This is a genomic window from Caballeronia sp. LZ062, assembly GCF_031450785.1.
Lineage (GTDB): Bacteria > Pseudomonadota > Gammaproteobacteria > Burkholderiales > Burkholderiaceae > Caballeronia.
The window spans coordinates 1,275,378-1,290,862 of record NZ_JARTWB010000001.1 but is presented as its reverse complement, the minus strand read 5'-3'; the positions used below and the strand labels follow the sequence as shown (position 1 = coordinate 1,290,862).

Sequence of the window (15,485 nt, the reverse complement as noted above, 5' to 3'; positions counted from 1 at the left end):
AGCACGATATCCAGGAGAGGCGGGCATGTGCCCGCCCTTGCACCGGGAATTCTGCGTACGGCATGCAAAATTCCCGCTGACACGACACCGCTTATTGGTAGTCGATGCTGTACACGACGGACGAGTTGGCCGCGCCTGCCGACGTCGCGCCGGTTGCGTAGTAGCGGACCTCGTAGCTCAGCGTGGCCGAGCCCGACGAGATGTCGGCCGGCTTCGAGTTCTGCAGGTCGCGCGAATAGCCGGCCTTGATTTGCGTCTGGTCCTGATTCAGCAGTTCCAGCTTGACGTTCTTCGCGCCACCGGCGGCGACGATCAGGCGGCCATCTGCGGGATCGACCGTCGTGCCGGCTTCATAGAACACCGCTGCCTTGCTCGAGGCCGTCACCGGCGCACATGCACTCAGCGCGATGTTGTAGGATGTCGCGCCCGCGGTCTGGCCCGACGCCGTCAGCGTCGAGGTAGACACGGTCGGCAGCGTGACGGTAAAGTCCTTCGACGACGTGCCGTTGCCATTGATCGTGCAGGTGCTGGCCGTCAGCGCGCCGTTGAACGTGATGGTTCCATCGGACGCGAACGCACCGCTCGCTGCGACGCCCAACAGGCCAGCAATGACAGCCGAGATCAGGGACTTCTTCATTTCGAAACTCCAAGCAAGTAAGAGAGATCGGTTCCAACTTCGAGCGTGCCCTGCGATAAGGGGCAGGGACACGCTCTCACCTTGACGCCGGACAGGTGCATTCGCCCACGGCCGACGCTCTGCGAGCAGTGCGACGTTGCGGCCCTCGGTTTATTTTTAGCCTGCGCAGTTGAAAGCACCGGGCGGAATTTTCAATCAATCGACATTGAAAAGACATCCCGAGAATTCTTAATTCGTAAGTCGTCTTGATTAATTGACGCCGCGCGCTAGATGGTGCGAGTCGCCTGCGAGAAGGCAGCGTTGTGACGAACGCGAAGGAAGGAGTCAGCGCGAGCCGTGAAGGCTCGCCGCTGACCTTGTTGAAGCGTGGAAAGAAAGTTCAGCGCGCGAACGGCGCTTTGCATTCAGAATGCAATCGACCTTAGCCGCACGCGCCGATTTCGCCGCACGCTGTGCAGAAATCGCAGCCGTCTTTGCGAATCACGGCGTTCGCGCCGCAGGTCGCGCATTTCCGTCCGTGCATTTGTGCCAGTCCATGCGGATCGACGGGCGCCTGTATCACGTCGTCCTGCCCTGGCGCTTCGTCTTCCACCTGCAAGGCGCGCACTGGCAGCGCCGCGTCGCTACGCTTGCGCGCAAGGACGCGCGAGGGAACCTGATTGCCTTCGGCATCCAGAAAGCCGCGCCGGTGAAGAATCTGCTGGATCGCGTACGCCAGCGCCGCGACTTCGGAGTCGTGCCAACGCGGACTGCGATGACCGTCGAGCCGCTCGACATCGCCGAGCCGCACCTGTCCGCGGTCCCACGACACCTTGCGCATGTCCTGCAACGTGCGCGCCGCGAAGCCGCCCCGCGCGGCCAGCGAAAGCGAACGCATTGTCGCCGTGATCCACTGCTGCGATTCGTCGCTCTGTCCGGTTGGAATAAAGAATTCGATCGGACGTTCGATGCTTACGTCCTCACCCGCGATGCGACCCGTCACTTCGATGAACGACACCGCGAGATAAAGCGACTTCTTCCCCGCTTGCGTCAGATACTCGACCTTCTCGATGATCGCGGGCAATTCGCCACGCGGCCGGTGGTCGATTGCAATGCGCAAAGGATCGAGGTCCAGTTCGGGATCGGGAGAATCGCTCGGCGTTTCCTGCGGCGTGACGGAAAGCACTGCGCCGAGCGTGTCGTTCGGCCGATACGTGGCAAGACCCTTGAGCCCGCGCCGCCATGCTTCGAAGTAGAGGTCCTGGAACTTGTCGAACGGATAGTCCGCGGGCACGTTCACCGTCTTCGAGATGGACGTATCCACGAAAGGCTGCACCGCCGCCATCATTTCGAGGTGATCGTGCGCGGACATGTCCAACGCGCTGACGAAGTAATCAGGCAGCGCATTCACGTCCCCGCCCAGCTCACGATACAGACGATACGCGTGATCTTCCACCGCAAAGCTCTGACGCGAGCCGTCCGCCATGCGCTTGGTGCGTTGATAGGTCCACGAAAACGCGGGCTCGATGCCGTTCGATGCGTTGTCCGCGAACGCGAGACTGACCGTGCCGGTCGGCGCGATGGAAAGCAGATGACTGTTGCGGATGCCGTGCGTGCGAATGGCGCTTGTGATGTCCTCGGGCAAGCGGGATGCGAACGTGCCTTGTTCGAGATAGCGACGCGCGTCGAAGAGCGGAAAGGCGCCGCGTTCGCGCGCCAGTTCCACGGATGCGCGATAAGCCTCGTCGCGCATGGTGCGTGCGATGCGCGCCGCGAAGTCGCGCCCTTCCTGACTGTCATAGCGCAAGCCGAGCATGACGAGCGTGTCGCCGAGTCCCGTGAAGCCCACGCCGATGCGCCGCTTGGCTTGTGCTTCGCGCGCCTGTTCCGGCAGCGGCCACAAGGTCACGTCGAGAACGTCGTCGAGAAAGCGCACTTGCGTGCGTGTCGTGCGCGCGAGTCCGTCCCAGTCGAAGCGCGGCGCGCCGCCCCGCATCTGCGCGAACGGATCGGAAACGAAGCGCGTGAGATTCAGCGGTCCGAGATTGCAGCAGCCATACGCGGGCAACGGCTGCTCGCCGCACGGATTGGTCGCGCGAATGGCTTCGAGCGCGCGCAGATTGTTGTCGTCGTTCATGCGCGAAATGAAGACGACGCCCGGCTCCGCGACATCGTAAGTAGAACGCATGATCGTGTTCCATACCTCGCGCGCCCGCACTTCGCGATACACCCATAAGCCATCTTCACGCTGACGAATATCCGCCGACGCCCGTTGCGCTGGCGAGGGCTCCGCGTTGTGCACGAGTTGCCAGGTGGCGTCGTCGGCGACGGCCTGCATGAATTCGTCCGTCACCGCCACCGATACGTTGAAGTTGTTCCAGCGCCCTTTCGTATGCTTGGCCGCAATGAATTCGAGCAGATCCGGATGCGTGCAGTCCAGAATGCCCATTTGCGCGCCGCGCCGCGCACCGGCGCTTTCGACCGTGCGGCATGAAGCATCGAACACGTCCATGTAGCTGCACGGCCCGGACGCGGCCGATCCTGTCGAATGCACGCGTGCGCCGCGCGGACGGATGGACGAAAAGTTATACCCCACGCCGCCGCCGCGCCGCATGGTCTCGGCGGCCTGCAACAGCGCGACGTAGATGCCGGGCAATCCGTTGTCGTCGACGCCTTGAATCGCATCGCCGACCGGCTGCACGAAGCAGTTGATGAGCGTGGCGTCGATGCCCGCGCCCGCCGCGCTCATGATGCGGCCCGCGCCCAGCGCGCCGCGCTTGAAGTTATCGACGAACTCCGCTTCGGCCTTCGCGCGCTGCTCGGGAGGTTCCGCGAGTGCGACACCGCGCGCCACGCGCCGATAGATATCGTCGACACGCGTTTCGTCCCCTTTGGCGTACTTTTCCAGCATGACGTCAATGGAGAATTGCTGCGGAGCGAGCGCGGTGCTGGGATTGTCTTCGGCCATGTCCTGATCCTGTGAGTAGGCGCTGATGCGAATACGGCGCAATCAGTGCAAGCACGATGCCCGACGATAGCGCGATTTCCCTTCGCTCGCCACGAAGCCGCTACACTTGCCGGACTTCTTCAGCCACGACAACGATACATCCATCGCATGAATTCGCCGCACCCGCCGCTCTTCGGCATTTCGGGCCGCTCGGGCCAAGGCAAGACCACGCTGATCGAGGCGCTGCTGCCGTGGTTTCGCGCGCAAGGGCTGACGGTCAACGTCATCAAGCACAGTCACCATTCAATCGAACTGGAGCCGCCCGCTAAAGACAGTGCGCGCTTTCGTCGCGCGGGCGCGGGTGAAGTGCTGATCGCGTCGCCGTATCGCTATGCCATCTTGCATGAACTGAACGATGAACCCGAGCCGCCGCTCGCGGTGCTCGCCGCGCGTCTTTCCCATGCGGACTTCGTGATAGTCGAGGGCTTCGCGAGCGAAGCGATGCCACGGCTCGAAGTGGTGCGACCGTCGACAGGCAAGCAACCACTGTATATGAGCGACATGGGATTTCTCGCCATCGCGACGGACGACGCCGCCGCTATCGACACGGCCTTGCCCGTGCTCGCACTCGACGACATAGAACGCATTGGCGCGTTCATCTGCGCGACGCTCGGTATCGCGTTGCACCGCTAGGCGAGCCGTTCGATCAACTCGTGATGTTGCGAATATCGCGCCTTCAAGTCGTCGCAATCGGCAAGCTCGAATTCGCTGAACTCGAAACCCGGCGCGACGGTGCAACCAACCAGCGACGCGCCCGATGCCACGCTGCATTCCGCAGCGAACCAGTGACCTGCATGTACGACGGCCTGAAACACCGCGTCTTTGTGCAGAAGCATATTGCCCAGCGTGTGCGTGGTCAGCGCACCGTTCGCATCCAGTACATGCACGAAAAGCGGATCGCCCGCATGAAAGTGCCAGACTTCATCCGAGCGAATGCGGTGCCACGCCGAATGCGCGCCATCGCATAGCAAGTAGTAGATCGCCGTCGAAGCCGAACGCGGATCGTTCTCGCTGTCGCGCGTCACACGCTGATTCGCGCGATACGTCTCACGAAAGTAGCCTCCTTCAGGATGCGGCTGCAAGTCGAGGCGCGCAACGAGGGCTTGCGCATCGAGCGGTTCGGTCATGGCGATTGTCCTTTGCAAGCGTGGTCGCGGTTCGCGTATTCTGCATGCTCACACAACATACGCGCACGAAGCCATGACTCTTTCTCCGACCTTGCTGCAAGCCTTCGCCCCGACAGGTGTGCTGCGCGCATCGCTCAATCTCGGCAATCCGATCCTTGCGCACCGCGATGCGAGCGGCGAGCCCGGCGGCGTGTCAGTGGATCTCGCGCGCGAACTGGCGTCGCGACTCGGCGTGGACGTGTCGTTCACCGCGTTCGATACCGCCGCGAAATCGGTGGAGACCGTGACCAACGAGGCGGCGGATATCGGCTTCTTCGCGATCGATCCGTTGCGGGGCGCGGGCATTGCGTTCACTGCACCTTACGTGTTGATCGAAGGCTTCTACCTCGTGCGCAACGACTCGCCGCTCACACATAACGACGAAGTGGATCGCGCGGGAAATCGGATCGTGGTCGGCAAAGGCAGCGCATATGACCTCTTTCTCACGCGCGAAATCAAGCAAGCGCAGATCGTGCGGGCGGAGTCGTCGCAAGCAGTCGTGAAGACGTTTCTTCGCGACGGCCTCGACGTGGCCGCGGGCGTCAAGCAGCAACTCGAAGCCGATGCAGCACGCACGCCGGGCCTGCGTCTCTTGAACGAACGCTTCATGGTCATTCAGCAGGCCATGGGCTTGCCCAAATCGCGCAGCGAAGCGGCCGCCGATGCGTTGCGTAAATTCGTCGAAGACGTGAAGCGGTCCGGCTTCGTCGCCGAAGCACTAGCGCGGCATGGAATCAAAGGCGCATCGGTCGCGCCGCCTGCGGGCGTCTGACATGAACGACGTGAGCGTTTCCGTCGCCGACTGGGTCGACGAATCGTTCGAGCGCGAAGTCGCGGGCGGACTTGCCGCATTCAACGCGACGCAGATGGGGCCGAGCGGCCACCGCGATCTCGCCGTATCCGTCTATGTGGATGACGACTTCGTCGGCGGGCTGGCGGGCTTCACCGCGTGGAACTGGCTCTTCGTCAAATGGCTGTGGATACGCGAGGACGCGCGCGGTCGCGGCCTCGCCAGACGCGCGCTCGAGGCTGCGGAAGCGGAAGCGAGAAAGCGCGGCTGCCGCGCCGCCTGGCTCGACACGCTGAACCCGCAAGCGCGCGATCTCTATGCGCGCTGCGGCTATCAGACGTTCGGCGAGCTGGCCCGTTTTCACGGCGAGCGCTCGCGCTATTTCATGCAGAAGCACTTCTGAGTCACGCACTCACCGCGAGCCGCTGCGCAACGCGGCCGATGATCTCACGCCGCCTTTCGAGCGATGCGGCCTCGTGCTCTTGCACCATGTGCAGGACTTCCGCGCTCGCCCGTTCGGGATCGCCTGCGTCGAAAGGCGGCGCGGGCGCATATTCCATCGCAAGCTGAATGGCCTGCGCGCCCTGCTCGCCGATGAGTTCCGCCGCGAGCGTCAGCGCGAAGTCGATGCCCGCCGTGATGCCGCCGCCTGTCAGCACGTTGCCGTCACGCACGACGCGCCCGCGCACCGGAATCGCGCCGAGATCGGCGAGAAGCGCGTGATACGCCCAGTGCGTCGTCGCGCGCTTGCCGCGCAATAAGCCGGCCGCGCCGAGCACCAGCGCGCCCGTGCACACCGACGTCACATAGCGCGCGCCCGCCGCTTGCCGCCGCAGGAACGCGAGCGTCTCATCGTCCTCCATCAGCGCGCCGACGCCCCCGCCGCCGGGCGCGCACAGCACGTCGAGCGCGGGGCAGTCGTCGAAGGTCGTGTCGGGCGTGAGAACCATGCCAGCGGTCGATAGAACCGGCTCGCGCGTCTTCCAGATCAAATGCACTTTCGCGCCGGGAATGTTCGCGAAAACGTCGTACGGGCCGGTCATGTCGAGTTGCTGCACCCCCGGGAACAGCAAGAGGCCGATGTGCAAGGTCATCGCTTTCTCCTTGATTGATGTCAGTGGACGAAAGCCATGCTACGCGGCTACGCTATGGCGAAATCGACAGTCAGCCCACGTTTTCCGCCACCCCCGGTTTCCGCCACCATGACCCGCCCTTCCGATCCGACGCCGCGCGACGTCGATGCCCTCGCCTTCCCCGACGTGCAATTGCTCGATGTCGCCGGGCCGCTGCAAGTGTTCGCGTCGGCGAACGAACTGGCCGTCGCGGCGGGCATGGCGCAGCCGTATCGTGCCCGCGTCGTGATGGCGGGTGCGAGCGCGACGGCTTCCGCCGGTCTAGGCCTGCTCGGTCATCCGCTGCCGGCGGCGGACGCGCCGTGCGACACGCTGATCGTCGCGGGCGGCTGGGGCGTGCACGGCGCGGTGCGTGACCGAACGCTCGTCGACTGGCTTCGCGAGCGCGCGCGCCATGCGCGCCGCACGGCGTCGGTATGCACCGGGGCGTTCCTGCTCGCGGCGGCGGGCCTGCTCGACGAGCGCCGCGCCGTGACGCACTGGACGCGCTGCGACGAGCTGGCCGCACGCTTCCCGGCGGTGCGCGTGGAGTCCGATCCCATCTTCATTCGCGACGGCGCAGTCTGGACGTCGGCGGGCGTCACGGCGGGCATCGACCTGGCGCTCGCGCTCGTCGAGGAAGATCTCGGGCGCGCGCTCGCGCTGGATGTCGCGCGCCACCTCGTCGTCTTCTTGAAGCGTCCCGGCGGGCAGGCGCAGTTCAGCGCCGCGCTCTCGCTGCAGAAATCGGGCGACCGTTTCGGCGAACTGCACGCCTGGATCGCCGAAAATCTGGCCGCCGATCTCTCCGTGGCGACGCTGGCGGCGCGCGTCGGAATGAGCGAACGCAGCTTCGTGCGCCATTACCGTGCGCAAACGGGCACGACACCCGCGCGCTCCATCGAGCGGATGCGGCTAGAAGCCGCGCGGCGGCTGCTCGGCGACACCGCGCTGCCAGTGAAGCGCGTGGCGGCGCGCTGCGGCTTCGGCACGGAGGAAACCATGCGGCGCGGCTTTCTGCGCTCGCTGGGCGTGTCGCCGCAGGCGTACCGCGAACGCTTCGCGGCAAGCGGCGCGTCCGCTGCCTGATACCCTCTCCCACGCGATTTTTTTTGGCGACGCTCAAGCCTGTATGCTGGCTGCCGTTAGCCCGGTAAGAGCGTTTGCTTGAGAAAGAACGGGACCGCCGCTGAGGCGGTCGACAAGACCCGAATGGCCTGGAGCGCCGATGAGTGTGTTTTCCGCGTACAACGCGCCGCCCGTTTCGACGGCGGGCGCACCCGGAACCGACGTGACCGATGCGCAATCCATCGAGGCGTTGCTGCAGGACGCCGCCGCGATGGGCTGCGGACAGGCGTGGGCATGGTATCGCGCGGGTGAGCAGTTGCACCTCGCGCGCCGCGGCGATGCGCCGCTCGTATGGCCGCGCAGCATTCCGGAGGAGCGTCTGGAGGGCCTTTGCGCCGCGCATGACTGGCACCGCTGGCCGACGGGCCGCGGCGAAGGCGTGCTCGGCTGGCTGCTCGCGCCGCTCGCGCAACGCGACGACCCGCATCTTGCCGAGCTTGCGCGGCGTCTGGGCGAGCGCGTGCAGGCCGATGCCCTCGCCCGCGCGCAGCTTACGCAGCGCGTGCTGTACGAAATCGCTTATCTGGCGAGTTCGGTGCCGGACCGCGCCGACTTTCTGCGCGGCGTCCACGAGCGCCTGGGCACGCTGATCGACGCGGAAAACTTCTACCTTGCGCTGTACGACCGCAAGACCGGCAAGATCACGTACCCGTACTACGTGGATGTGATCGACACAGACGTGGTCGAAGCCGACAACTTCGACATACTCGACCTTGACCATCTCTCGATGACCGGCCGCGTGCTCACGAGCGGCAAGCCGCTGTTCGTCACGACGGCCGACATCACCGCAGCGGAGCGCGAAGGCCGGTTCTTTTGCCTCGGCGACCGCCCCGAGTTCTGGATGGGCGCGCCGCTGAAAAATGCGTCCGACGAAGTGTTCGGGATGCTCGCGATGCAGGTCTACGACGTTTCGCGCATCTATACGGCGGAGCAGCGCGCGCTGTTTCTGGTGGTCGCGCGGCATGTGGCGATGGCGCTCGATCGCATCCTGCATCGCGCGGATCTCGAAGAGCAGGTTGCGCGCCGCACGTCCGAATTGTCGCAACTGAATGCCGCGTTGCGTCATGGCATCGCGGAGCGCGAGCGGTCCGAGCATTTGCAGGCCGCGTTGTACCAGATCGCGGAACTGTCGAGCCGGCCGGGCGACACGATGGAGTTCTTCCGCAGCCTGCACGGCATCGTGGGCGAACTGCTTTACGCACGCAACTTCTATATCGCGCTGTACGAAAAGGAAACGGACGAGGTGTCGTTTCCCTATTACGTGGACGAGATCGTGCCCCAACGCCCCGGCCCGCGACGCGGCCGGCGCGGGCTCACGGAATATGTAATCCGGGAGCGTCGTCCGCGTTTGATCGATCATGAGGAAGCCGTGCGCCTCATCAGCGAAGGCGCCATCGAAACCGAAAACAATTGCGTGCGCCTGCGCTCGTGGCTCGGCATTCCGCTCTTCGACGGCGACGTCGTGCGCGGCGTGCTTGCCGTGCAAAGCTATTCACCGCTCGTGCGCTATTCGCTGCGCGATCAGGAACTGCTGACGTTCGTTTCCCGCCATATCGACACGGCCCTTTCGCGACGTCGCGATGCCGAAGCGCTGCACGCCGCGAATCTCGAACTCGAAGCGCGCGTGCAGGCACGCACACGCGAACTGGATGAAGCGAACGCGCGCCTCGTGTTTGAAAATTCGCACGACGCACTGACGGGTCTACCCAACCGAAGCCATTTGATGCAGCGGCTTCAGGGCGCGTGGAACGACTACAGCATGCACGGCCATGACTTGTCGGTGATGTTCATCGATCTGGATCGCTTCAAGGTGGTGAACGACAGCCTCGGTCATCATTTCGGCGACATGCTGCTGGTGCAAGCCGCCGCGCGCTTGCGTGCCTGCGTGCGCGCGTCCGACTTGCTCGCGCGTCTGGGCGGCGACGAGTTCGCCATTCTCTCGCCGAAGGCGGTGGTGCAGGACGCGGTCTCCATCGCCAAGCGCATTCTCGCGGCCTTCGACCTGCCGTTCCATATCGAAGAACACGTGGTGTTTTCGTCGTGCAGTATCGGCATTGTCAGCGCGGACAGCCAGTTCCATACCGAGCCCGCCGATCTTCTCCGCGACGCCGATACTGCCATGTATCGCGTGAAAAACGCGGGGCGTGACAGCTTCGTCGTGTTCAATCAGGAATTGCGCCGGCAAGTGTCCGACCAGGTGGAGCGCGAAGGCGCGCTGCGCAACGCCATGAAGCGCGACGACGAATTGCTGCCCTATTTCCAGCCTATCGTGGATGTGAAGAGCGGCGACGTGGTGGCGCTGGAGGCGCTGATTCGCTGGCGGCAAGCGGACGGGCGCATCGTCGGGCCCGCGGAATTTCTGCCTGCGGTGGAGGGACTGCGACTCATTGGCCGGCTCGACCTTTATATGCTCGAACGCGTCGCGGCCATTCTTTCGAGCGAGCGTTTCGCGCACTGGCCGCCGGTACATGTGAACTGCTCGAGCTATAGCATGACGCGCCCCGAATTCGCGGACGACGTGCTCGCGCTATTGCGGCGCTATCGCGTTTCGCCATCGCGTTTGTGCCTCGAACTGACCGAAGGCGCGCTTGTCGCCGAGCCTGATCTTGCCCGACGCACGATGCAGCGGCTGGCGGATAACGGTATGTCAGTCGTCCTCGACGATTTCGGCTCGGGCTTTTCGTCGCTCAGTTATGTGCATCAGTATCAGTTCAGCGGCCTCAAGATAGACAAGTCATTCATTCTCGAACTCACGCGCAGTGCGCGCAGCCGCGCCATCGTGCGGGCGATCGTGCGCATGGCCGAATCGCTCGATCTCACGCTCGTCGCCGAGGGCGTCGAAGATGCGGCGACACTCGCGGTTCTGCGCGACATGGGCGCGGCGCAGGCGCAGGGCTATCTGTTCGACAAGCCATTGCCGCTCGAAGCCCTGACGCGTGAATCGCTCGCGCCGCGTTCCACGACTCATACGCTGCTGTAAGTCACTCGCCCGATCAGGGCATACCGCCCAGCGACGGCGAAATGATGCTGCCCGGCTCGCCCTCTGCCGGGCCGGTGGCCGGCGTCGCGGCGCGCGTCGAAACGGGCGCATGATGGCCTCGGCACGTGTCGAGCGTGTCGCTTCCCAGGCACTGCTGAAACGCATCGGCGGTGTCCTTTGCGTCGAACGTATAGACGGTCTCGTCGACCTTGATCTCGTTATCGGAGAGTCGCTCCGCGGAAATGGCCATGCGTGTGTCCTCCATTCGAACGGTGAGTGAACATCAAGCAGCATCAATCGCGCCCGGCGAATACATTCATACGGGTATGCGCGTTGCTGCCGGTTGTACGCTGAACGTTAAATGGAAATGGAGGCGCTATGTCGCAACATCCTGCGCAGTCGCAGCATCAACGGCATCTGGACGAGCCGGGTCCGGACGCAATCGTCCAGGCGCTCAAGGGCGCGGAGTATCCGATGCATAAGGAAAAGCTGATAGCACTTGCGAAGACGAACGGCGCGGACGGAGAAGTGCTGGCCGTGCTGAGGAAATTAGCCGACCGCAACTATGACAGTGACGCCGCCATGCTGCGCGAAGCAGCGCGTGCCGAGTGAATATCGAAAGAGGCAATGCAATGGCTGAAACCCCTGAAGCACCCGATACACACGACAAGCCGCACGCACCCGGCGGAAATGAACTGAACAACATCCGGCCGGAAGATGTCGATAGGGTAATCCCTCGTCCCGGCGAAATGATGGAACGCGACGAAGCGACCGACCCTGACAAAATCAGTACCAACCCTGACGATTCGGGAAGTCGACCCAGACCGCTATAAATAAATTAAATGAACGCCGAGGCAATTTCTAATGATACAAACTGCAAAGTCGCGCTAGGATGAAAGAGCGTCGATTGGACGTGGCGTTGCACCGCGCACAGGCATACCACCGCGCAACGGCCCGGCATTCGCCCGGCCGCTCAATGCAAAAGGAGGCTCTATGAAGTGGGAAACCCCTAGCTTCACCGATATGCGTTTCGGCTTTGAAATCACGATGTACATTGCCACGCGTTAATCGGCAAGTCCGCAAGAATGCAAAGCGGCCGCTTCGAGCGGCCGTTTTGCTTTGTAGCATTGGAGACTTAGTTTCCGCGCGGCGGCACATCCTGACCAGGTGAAGCAGCCACGTCGCTCACTTGTCCGCCCCTGCCCGCAGGCTCCGGCCGATTGCCCGAGCCGAGCGGCACTTCGGCCGTTTGATGCGGTTGCTGATCCAGCCGACGATTCTCCGGTTCCACTTCGCCAGCATTCGGTTGACGGACGCCCTGATGCGGGTCGCCGCCGGTCGCCGCACCCGGCCCCGGCTGATTACCGAAAGAACCGCCTCCGCTCGCTCCGCTGCCTGCGTCGCCGAGCGGCTTGTCCGTGCTGCCGGGTCCTTCAAGACGATCGTTGTTACTCATCGTTGGCTCCTTTGCTTGAGTTCTAAGTGTTGAGCAACTCACATTCCACGCCCGAGATGGCGCGGCGATTGCTTCGGCTTCCGATGTTCATTTGCTCCCAGGCGTGATGCATGGCGACAACCCCGCAGCCCGGTGTAGAACCCGACCAGACGCCCGATACGCTCGACGCCTGTCATCGCTGCGCGCTCTACAAGGACGCGACACAAGCGGTTCCGGGTGCCGGTCCGCGTCACGCGCCGTTGATGATCGTCGGCGAGCAACCGGGTGATCAGGAAGATCTGCAAGGCAAGCCTTTCGTCGGCCCGGCGGGCGCGATGCTGGATCGCGCGCTGGAAGAAGCCGGCGTTGCGCGCAAGGAAGTCTATGTGACCAACGCGGTCAAACATTTCAAATGGGAACCGCGAGGCAAGCGCCGCATGCATAAAACGCCTGCGCAACGCGAGGTCGACGCGTGTCACTACTGGATAGACCGCGAGACCGCCGACATCGACCCAAAGGTAATCGTCGCGCTCGGCGCAACCGCGCTCAAGTCGGTGCTGCGCGATTCCAAGGCCAAATTGCAGGCGTCGATGGGACATGCCATCGAGCATGAGGGACGCGCCATCGTCGCGACTTATCACCCGTCGTATGTATTGCGCGCGCCGGACCCCGAGACGCGTCATGCCGCATATCAGGCAATCGTCGACGCGCTGCGCGAAGCGCATCGGCTCATGAACCATAAACGTTGACGGAGGAGCCGTCATGGCGACGGACAGCAAGAGCAAGAAGACCGGCACAGGCGCGGGCAAGACGCGTGCAGGCAAGAGCACGAGCACGCGGCAACGTCATGCGTTAGCCAGCAATCAGAAGAAGACAAAGAGCAAGTCCGCAAACTCGGCTGACTCAACTCACCGCTGGTCTCATCATGTGATGGAAACGAGCGACGCAATGGACCTACAGCGCGATATCTTCAAGAACGGCAATGCGGAGGAAATCGCGCAATCGCTCAAGCGCTCTTCGACTGAAAGCACACGGCGCAAAGGCACGCCGTTTCAATCCGCCATGTCGATGCTCAATTTCTATATCAATCGTGCAGGACGCAATCTGCCTAAAACGCGGCGCAATACGCTGGAGCGTGCCAAGAAGCACCTGCGTGAAGCGTTCGGACGAAAGCCCTGATGCAGGGTGAGTCAGCGAGCCGCATCGTGGGGAATAGTCTTTGCTTGACCCAATTGACACCAACCAAGGAGACAGTCATGGCGCAAGAACCTCCTCTCAGTCCTGGCGATGAAGCCGAACCCGGCGCTCCAGGCACCGGTGAAGACATCTGTCCCGACTGCAACGGAACAGGCAAGCGCGACGGCTCCGATTGCCCGACGTGCGACGGCACAGGAAAGATCGTGCAGGGAATCGGCGGAGGCTGATGGATGGCCCTTCCCGACGCGCGAAAACGCCGATTCACGCACGTGGCGCTTCTGGCGATGCTGACCGCGACGTGCGGCGCCGCGCTCGCGGACGGCTATCCCGCTGGCTTCGGGCCTGATCCCGAGCTTCCCGCTCCACGCCGTGCTCTCTTGCCGACGGTGAACATCGCCCCTGCAAAACAGTGGGCGCAAGGTCAAAAGCCCCTGTCGCCGGCAGGATTCAACGTGACGGCTTTCGCGTCGGGGCTCGACCATCCGCGCTGGCTCACGACGCTGCCCAACGGAGACGTGCTCGTTGCCGAAAGCAACGCGCCCGCCGAGCACGACGAGAATGCGGGCATCAAAGGCGCCGTCATGAAGAAGGTGATGAAGCGCGCGGGCGCGGGCATGGCGAGTCCGGATCGCATCGTGTTGCTGCGCGACGCCGACGGCGACGGCATCGCGGAAACGCGCACGATATTCATCGACCATCTTCATTCGCCATTCGGCATGGCGCTCGTGGGAGACGACCTTTATGTCGCGGATACGGATGCGGTGCTGCGTTTCAAGTATGAGACCGGTGAAACGACCGTAGAATCGCCGGGAGAGAAATTCATCGACCTCCCTGCGGGACCGATCAATCATCACTGGACAAAGAACATCATTGCCAGTCCGGATGGCAAGCGGCTTTACGTGACGGTCGGGTCGAACAGCAACGCGGCGGAGAATGGCATCGAGGCGGAGAACGGGCGCGCGGCGATCATGGAAGTGGATATCGCGAGTAGACAGACCCGTCTCTATGCAACCGGCCTTCGCAATGCAAACGGCATGTCATGGCAGCCGCAGACCGGTGCGCTATGGACGGCGGTGAACGAGCGCGATGAGCTCGGCAACGAACTGGTGCCCGACTATATGACGGCTGTGAAGGACGGCGCATTCTACGGCTGGCCCTATAGCTATTACGGCCAGCATGTCGATGATCGCGTCAAGCCGCAGCGCGACGATCTCGTGGAGACAGCACTTGTCCCCGACTATGCACTGGGCGCGCATACGGCCTCACTGGGTCTCGCCTTCTACGACGCAAAAGCCTTCCCGCAGCACTACTGGAACGGCGCGTTCATCGGCCAGCACGGGTCCTGGAATCGCAAGCCAAGAAGCGGCTATAAGGTCATATTCGTGCCGTTTCAGGATGGCAAGCCTTCAGGTCCGCCCGAAGATATTCTCACGGGATTTCTTTCGTCGGATGGACATGCGCTAGGGCGTCCCGTCGGTGTCGCCGTGGATCACTCGGGCGGTTTGCTCGTCGCCGACGATGTCGGCAATACCGTATGGCGGGTTGCACCCGCATCGAAATAATGGCCGCTCGCAAGCCTAGATCCAAGGCAAATGCCGCCGCGACGCCCAGTCTTTTCGCGCTCGCGGAACGGCAGATCGTCGGCTTGTACGATGCCGGCGTGCTGTCGCCCGCCGTGCTTCAACATGTGATCGCGGCGTATGGCGGCAGCAGCATCGACTGGAGCGAAGCGGGCACACTGCACACCGTCGATGATCACACAGTGCAGGAAGCCGTCGTGCTCATCATGATGCCGGGACGAGCGTTGAGGTCTGCGCAGAAAGATTTCGTATCCGTGATGGAGCATCTGGCAGGCGCAGCACAAACGCCCGCGCAAAACGACTCGAATGCAGACGAAGAACCATCGGATGACGAAGCATTGCTCGATCAACTCGGCGGCAAGCGTACGTCTACACGCCGCGCTAAAGCCGACGCTGATGACGAAGCCACGGCAGAGAAACGCCGGTCGTTCAACCCGCTCGTCGGCGCACGCCCTATGCCGACGCATAAGTAAG

Annotated in this window: 18 protein-coding genes; 12 read left to right on the top strand and 6 right to left on the bottom strand. The window is 63.2% G+C overall.

Annotated features, from left to right (window positions below; all coding sequences use genetic code 11):
* Positions 1-91: 91 nt before the first annotated feature.
* On the bottom strand, positions 92-637 hold the full coding sequence (locus tag P9239_RS05935; protein ID WP_309749544.1) for a fimbrial protein: 546 nt from the start codon (positions 635-637) through the stop codon (positions 92-94).
* Positions 638-1,058: 421 nt separating this feature from the next.
* On the bottom strand, positions 1,059-3,584 hold the full coding sequence (locus P9239_RS05930) for an adenosylcobalamin-dependent ribonucleoside-diphosphate reductase (RefSeq protein WP_309749543.1): 2,526 nt from the start codon (positions 3,582-3,584) through the stop codon (positions 1,059-1,061).
* 147 nt (positions 3,585-3,731) lie between these two features.
* Between P9239_RS05930 and mobB the strand changes: the two genes are divergently transcribed.
* Positions 3,732-4,256 carry a molybdopterin-guanine dinucleotide biosynthesis protein B gene (mobB, locus tag P9239_RS05925; protein WP_309749542.1) on the top strand — a complete coding sequence of 175 codons (525 nt, stop codon included), beginning with the start codon at positions 3,732-3,734 and terminating at the stop codon, positions 4,254-4,256.
* On the opposite strand, the gene P9239_RS05920 is transcribed toward mobB, so the two are convergent.
* Positions 4,253-4,750: a cupin domain-containing protein gene (locus P9239_RS05920; protein WP_309749541.1), complete on the bottom strand. Its 498-nt coding sequence runs from the start codon at positions 4,748-4,750 to the stop codon at positions 4,253-4,255. The genes mobB and P9239_RS05920 overlap by 4 nt on opposite strands.
* 73 nt (positions 4,751-4,823) lie before the next feature.
* Here P9239_RS05920 and P9239_RS05915 point away from each other — a divergent pair, with 73 nt between their 5' ends.
* Together P9239_RS05915 and P9239_RS05910 are read left to right on the top strand one after the other, a co-directional pair.
* Entirely contained in the window at positions 4,824-5,561 is a 738-nt protein-coding gene (locus P9239_RS05915) for an ABC transporter substrate-binding protein (protein WP_309749540.1), read from the top strand.
* A gap of 1 nt (position 5,562) precedes the next feature.
* Positions 5,563-5,982: a GNAT family N-acetyltransferase gene (locus P9239_RS05910; RefSeq protein ID WP_309749539.1), complete on the top strand. Its 420-nt coding sequence runs from the start codon at positions 5,563-5,565 to the stop codon at positions 5,980-5,982.
* Position 5,983: 1 nt separating this feature from the next.
* On the opposite strand, the gene P9239_RS05905 is transcribed toward P9239_RS05910, so the two are convergent.
* Positions 5,984-6,673, bottom strand: a complete 690-nt coding sequence (locus P9239_RS05905; RefSeq protein ID WP_309749538.1) for a DJ-1/PfpI family protein — start codon at positions 6,671-6,673, stop codon at positions 5,984-5,986.
* A 54-nt stretch (positions 6,674-6,727) separates the two neighbouring features.
* On the opposite strand from P9239_RS05905, the gene P9239_RS05900 reads away from it, so the two are divergent.
* Together P9239_RS05900 and P9239_RS05895 are read left to right on the top strand one after the other, a co-directional pair.
* On the top strand, positions 6,728-7,780 hold the full coding sequence (locus P9239_RS05900) for a helix-turn-helix domain-containing protein (RefSeq protein ID WP_309749537.1): 1,053 nt from the start codon (positions 6,728-6,730) through the stop codon (positions 7,778-7,780).
* A 139-nt stretch (positions 7,781-7,919) separates the two neighbouring features.
* The gene (locus P9239_RS05895) at positions 7,920-10,799 is read left to right on the top strand and encodes an EAL domain-containing protein (protein ID WP_309749536.1); all 2,880 of its coding nucleotides are present in this window, start codon (positions 7,920-7,922) and stop codon (positions 10,797-10,799) included.
* Positions 10,800-10,812: 13 nt separating this feature from the next.
* Here P9239_RS05895 and P9239_RS05890 read toward each other — a convergent pair whose 3' ends face one another.
* Positions 10,813-11,049, bottom strand: coding sequence for a hypothetical protein (locus P9239_RS05890; protein ID WP_309749535.1), 237 nt, complete (start codon positions 11,047-11,049; stop codon positions 10,813-10,815).
* Between the two features lie 128 nt (positions 11,050-11,177).
* On the opposite strand from P9239_RS05890, the gene P9239_RS05885 reads away from it, so the two are divergent.
* A complete protein-coding gene (locus tag P9239_RS05885) occupies positions 11,178-11,411 on the top strand; it encodes a DUF2795 domain-containing protein (protein ID WP_309749534.1) in 234 nt (77 codons plus the stop codon).
* A gap of 381 nt (positions 11,412-11,792) precedes the next feature.
* Positions 11,793-11,867 carry a pyrroloquinoline quinone precursor peptide PqqA gene (pqqA, locus tag P9239_RS05880; protein ID WP_008353049.1) on the top strand — a complete coding sequence of 25 codons (75 nt, stop codon included), beginning with the start codon at positions 11,793-11,795 and terminating at the stop codon, positions 11,865-11,867.
* Positions 11,868-11,934: 67 nt separating this feature from the next.
* Here pqqA and P9239_RS05875 read toward each other — a convergent pair whose 3' ends face one another.
* Entirely contained in the window at positions 11,935-12,255 is a 321-nt protein-coding gene (locus P9239_RS05875; RefSeq protein ID WP_309749533.1) for a hypothetical protein, read from the bottom strand.
* A gap of 110 nt (positions 12,256-12,365) precedes the next feature.
* On the opposite strand from P9239_RS05875, the gene P9239_RS05870 reads away from it, so the two are divergent.
* From P9239_RS05870 to P9239_RS05850, 5 genes are all read left to right on the top strand, one after another.
* Positions 12,366-12,983 carry a UdgX family uracil-DNA binding protein gene (locus P9239_RS05870; RefSeq protein ID WP_309749532.1) on the top strand — a complete coding sequence of 206 codons (618 nt, stop codon included), beginning with the start codon at positions 12,366-12,368 and terminating at the stop codon, positions 12,981-12,983.
* A gap of 13 nt (positions 12,984-12,996) precedes the next feature.
* A complete protein-coding gene (locus P9239_RS05865) occupies positions 12,997-13,413 on the top strand; it encodes a DUF3175 domain-containing protein (protein WP_309749531.1) in 417 nt (138 codons plus the stop codon).
* A gap of 77 nt (positions 13,414-13,490) precedes the next feature.
* Positions 13,491-13,658 carry a hypothetical protein gene (locus P9239_RS05860; protein WP_309749530.1) on the top strand — a complete coding sequence of 56 codons (168 nt, stop codon included), beginning with the start codon at positions 13,491-13,493 and terminating at the stop codon, positions 13,656-13,658.
* A 3-nt stretch (positions 13,659-13,661) separates the two neighbouring features.
* Positions 13,662-14,993 (top strand): PQQ-dependent sugar dehydrogenase, encoded by a 1,332-nt coding sequence (locus tag P9239_RS05855; RefSeq protein WP_404980135.1) that lies wholly within the window; start codon positions 13,662-13,664, stop codon positions 14,991-14,993.
* Positions 14,993-15,484 (top strand): hypothetical protein, encoded by a 492-nt coding sequence (locus tag P9239_RS05850; RefSeq protein WP_309749529.1) that lies wholly within the window; start codon positions 14,993-14,995, stop codon positions 15,482-15,484. The genes P9239_RS05855 and P9239_RS05850 overlap by 1 nt, the downstream gene beginning before the upstream one ends.
* The last annotated feature ends 1 nt before the right edge of the window (position 15,485 follow it).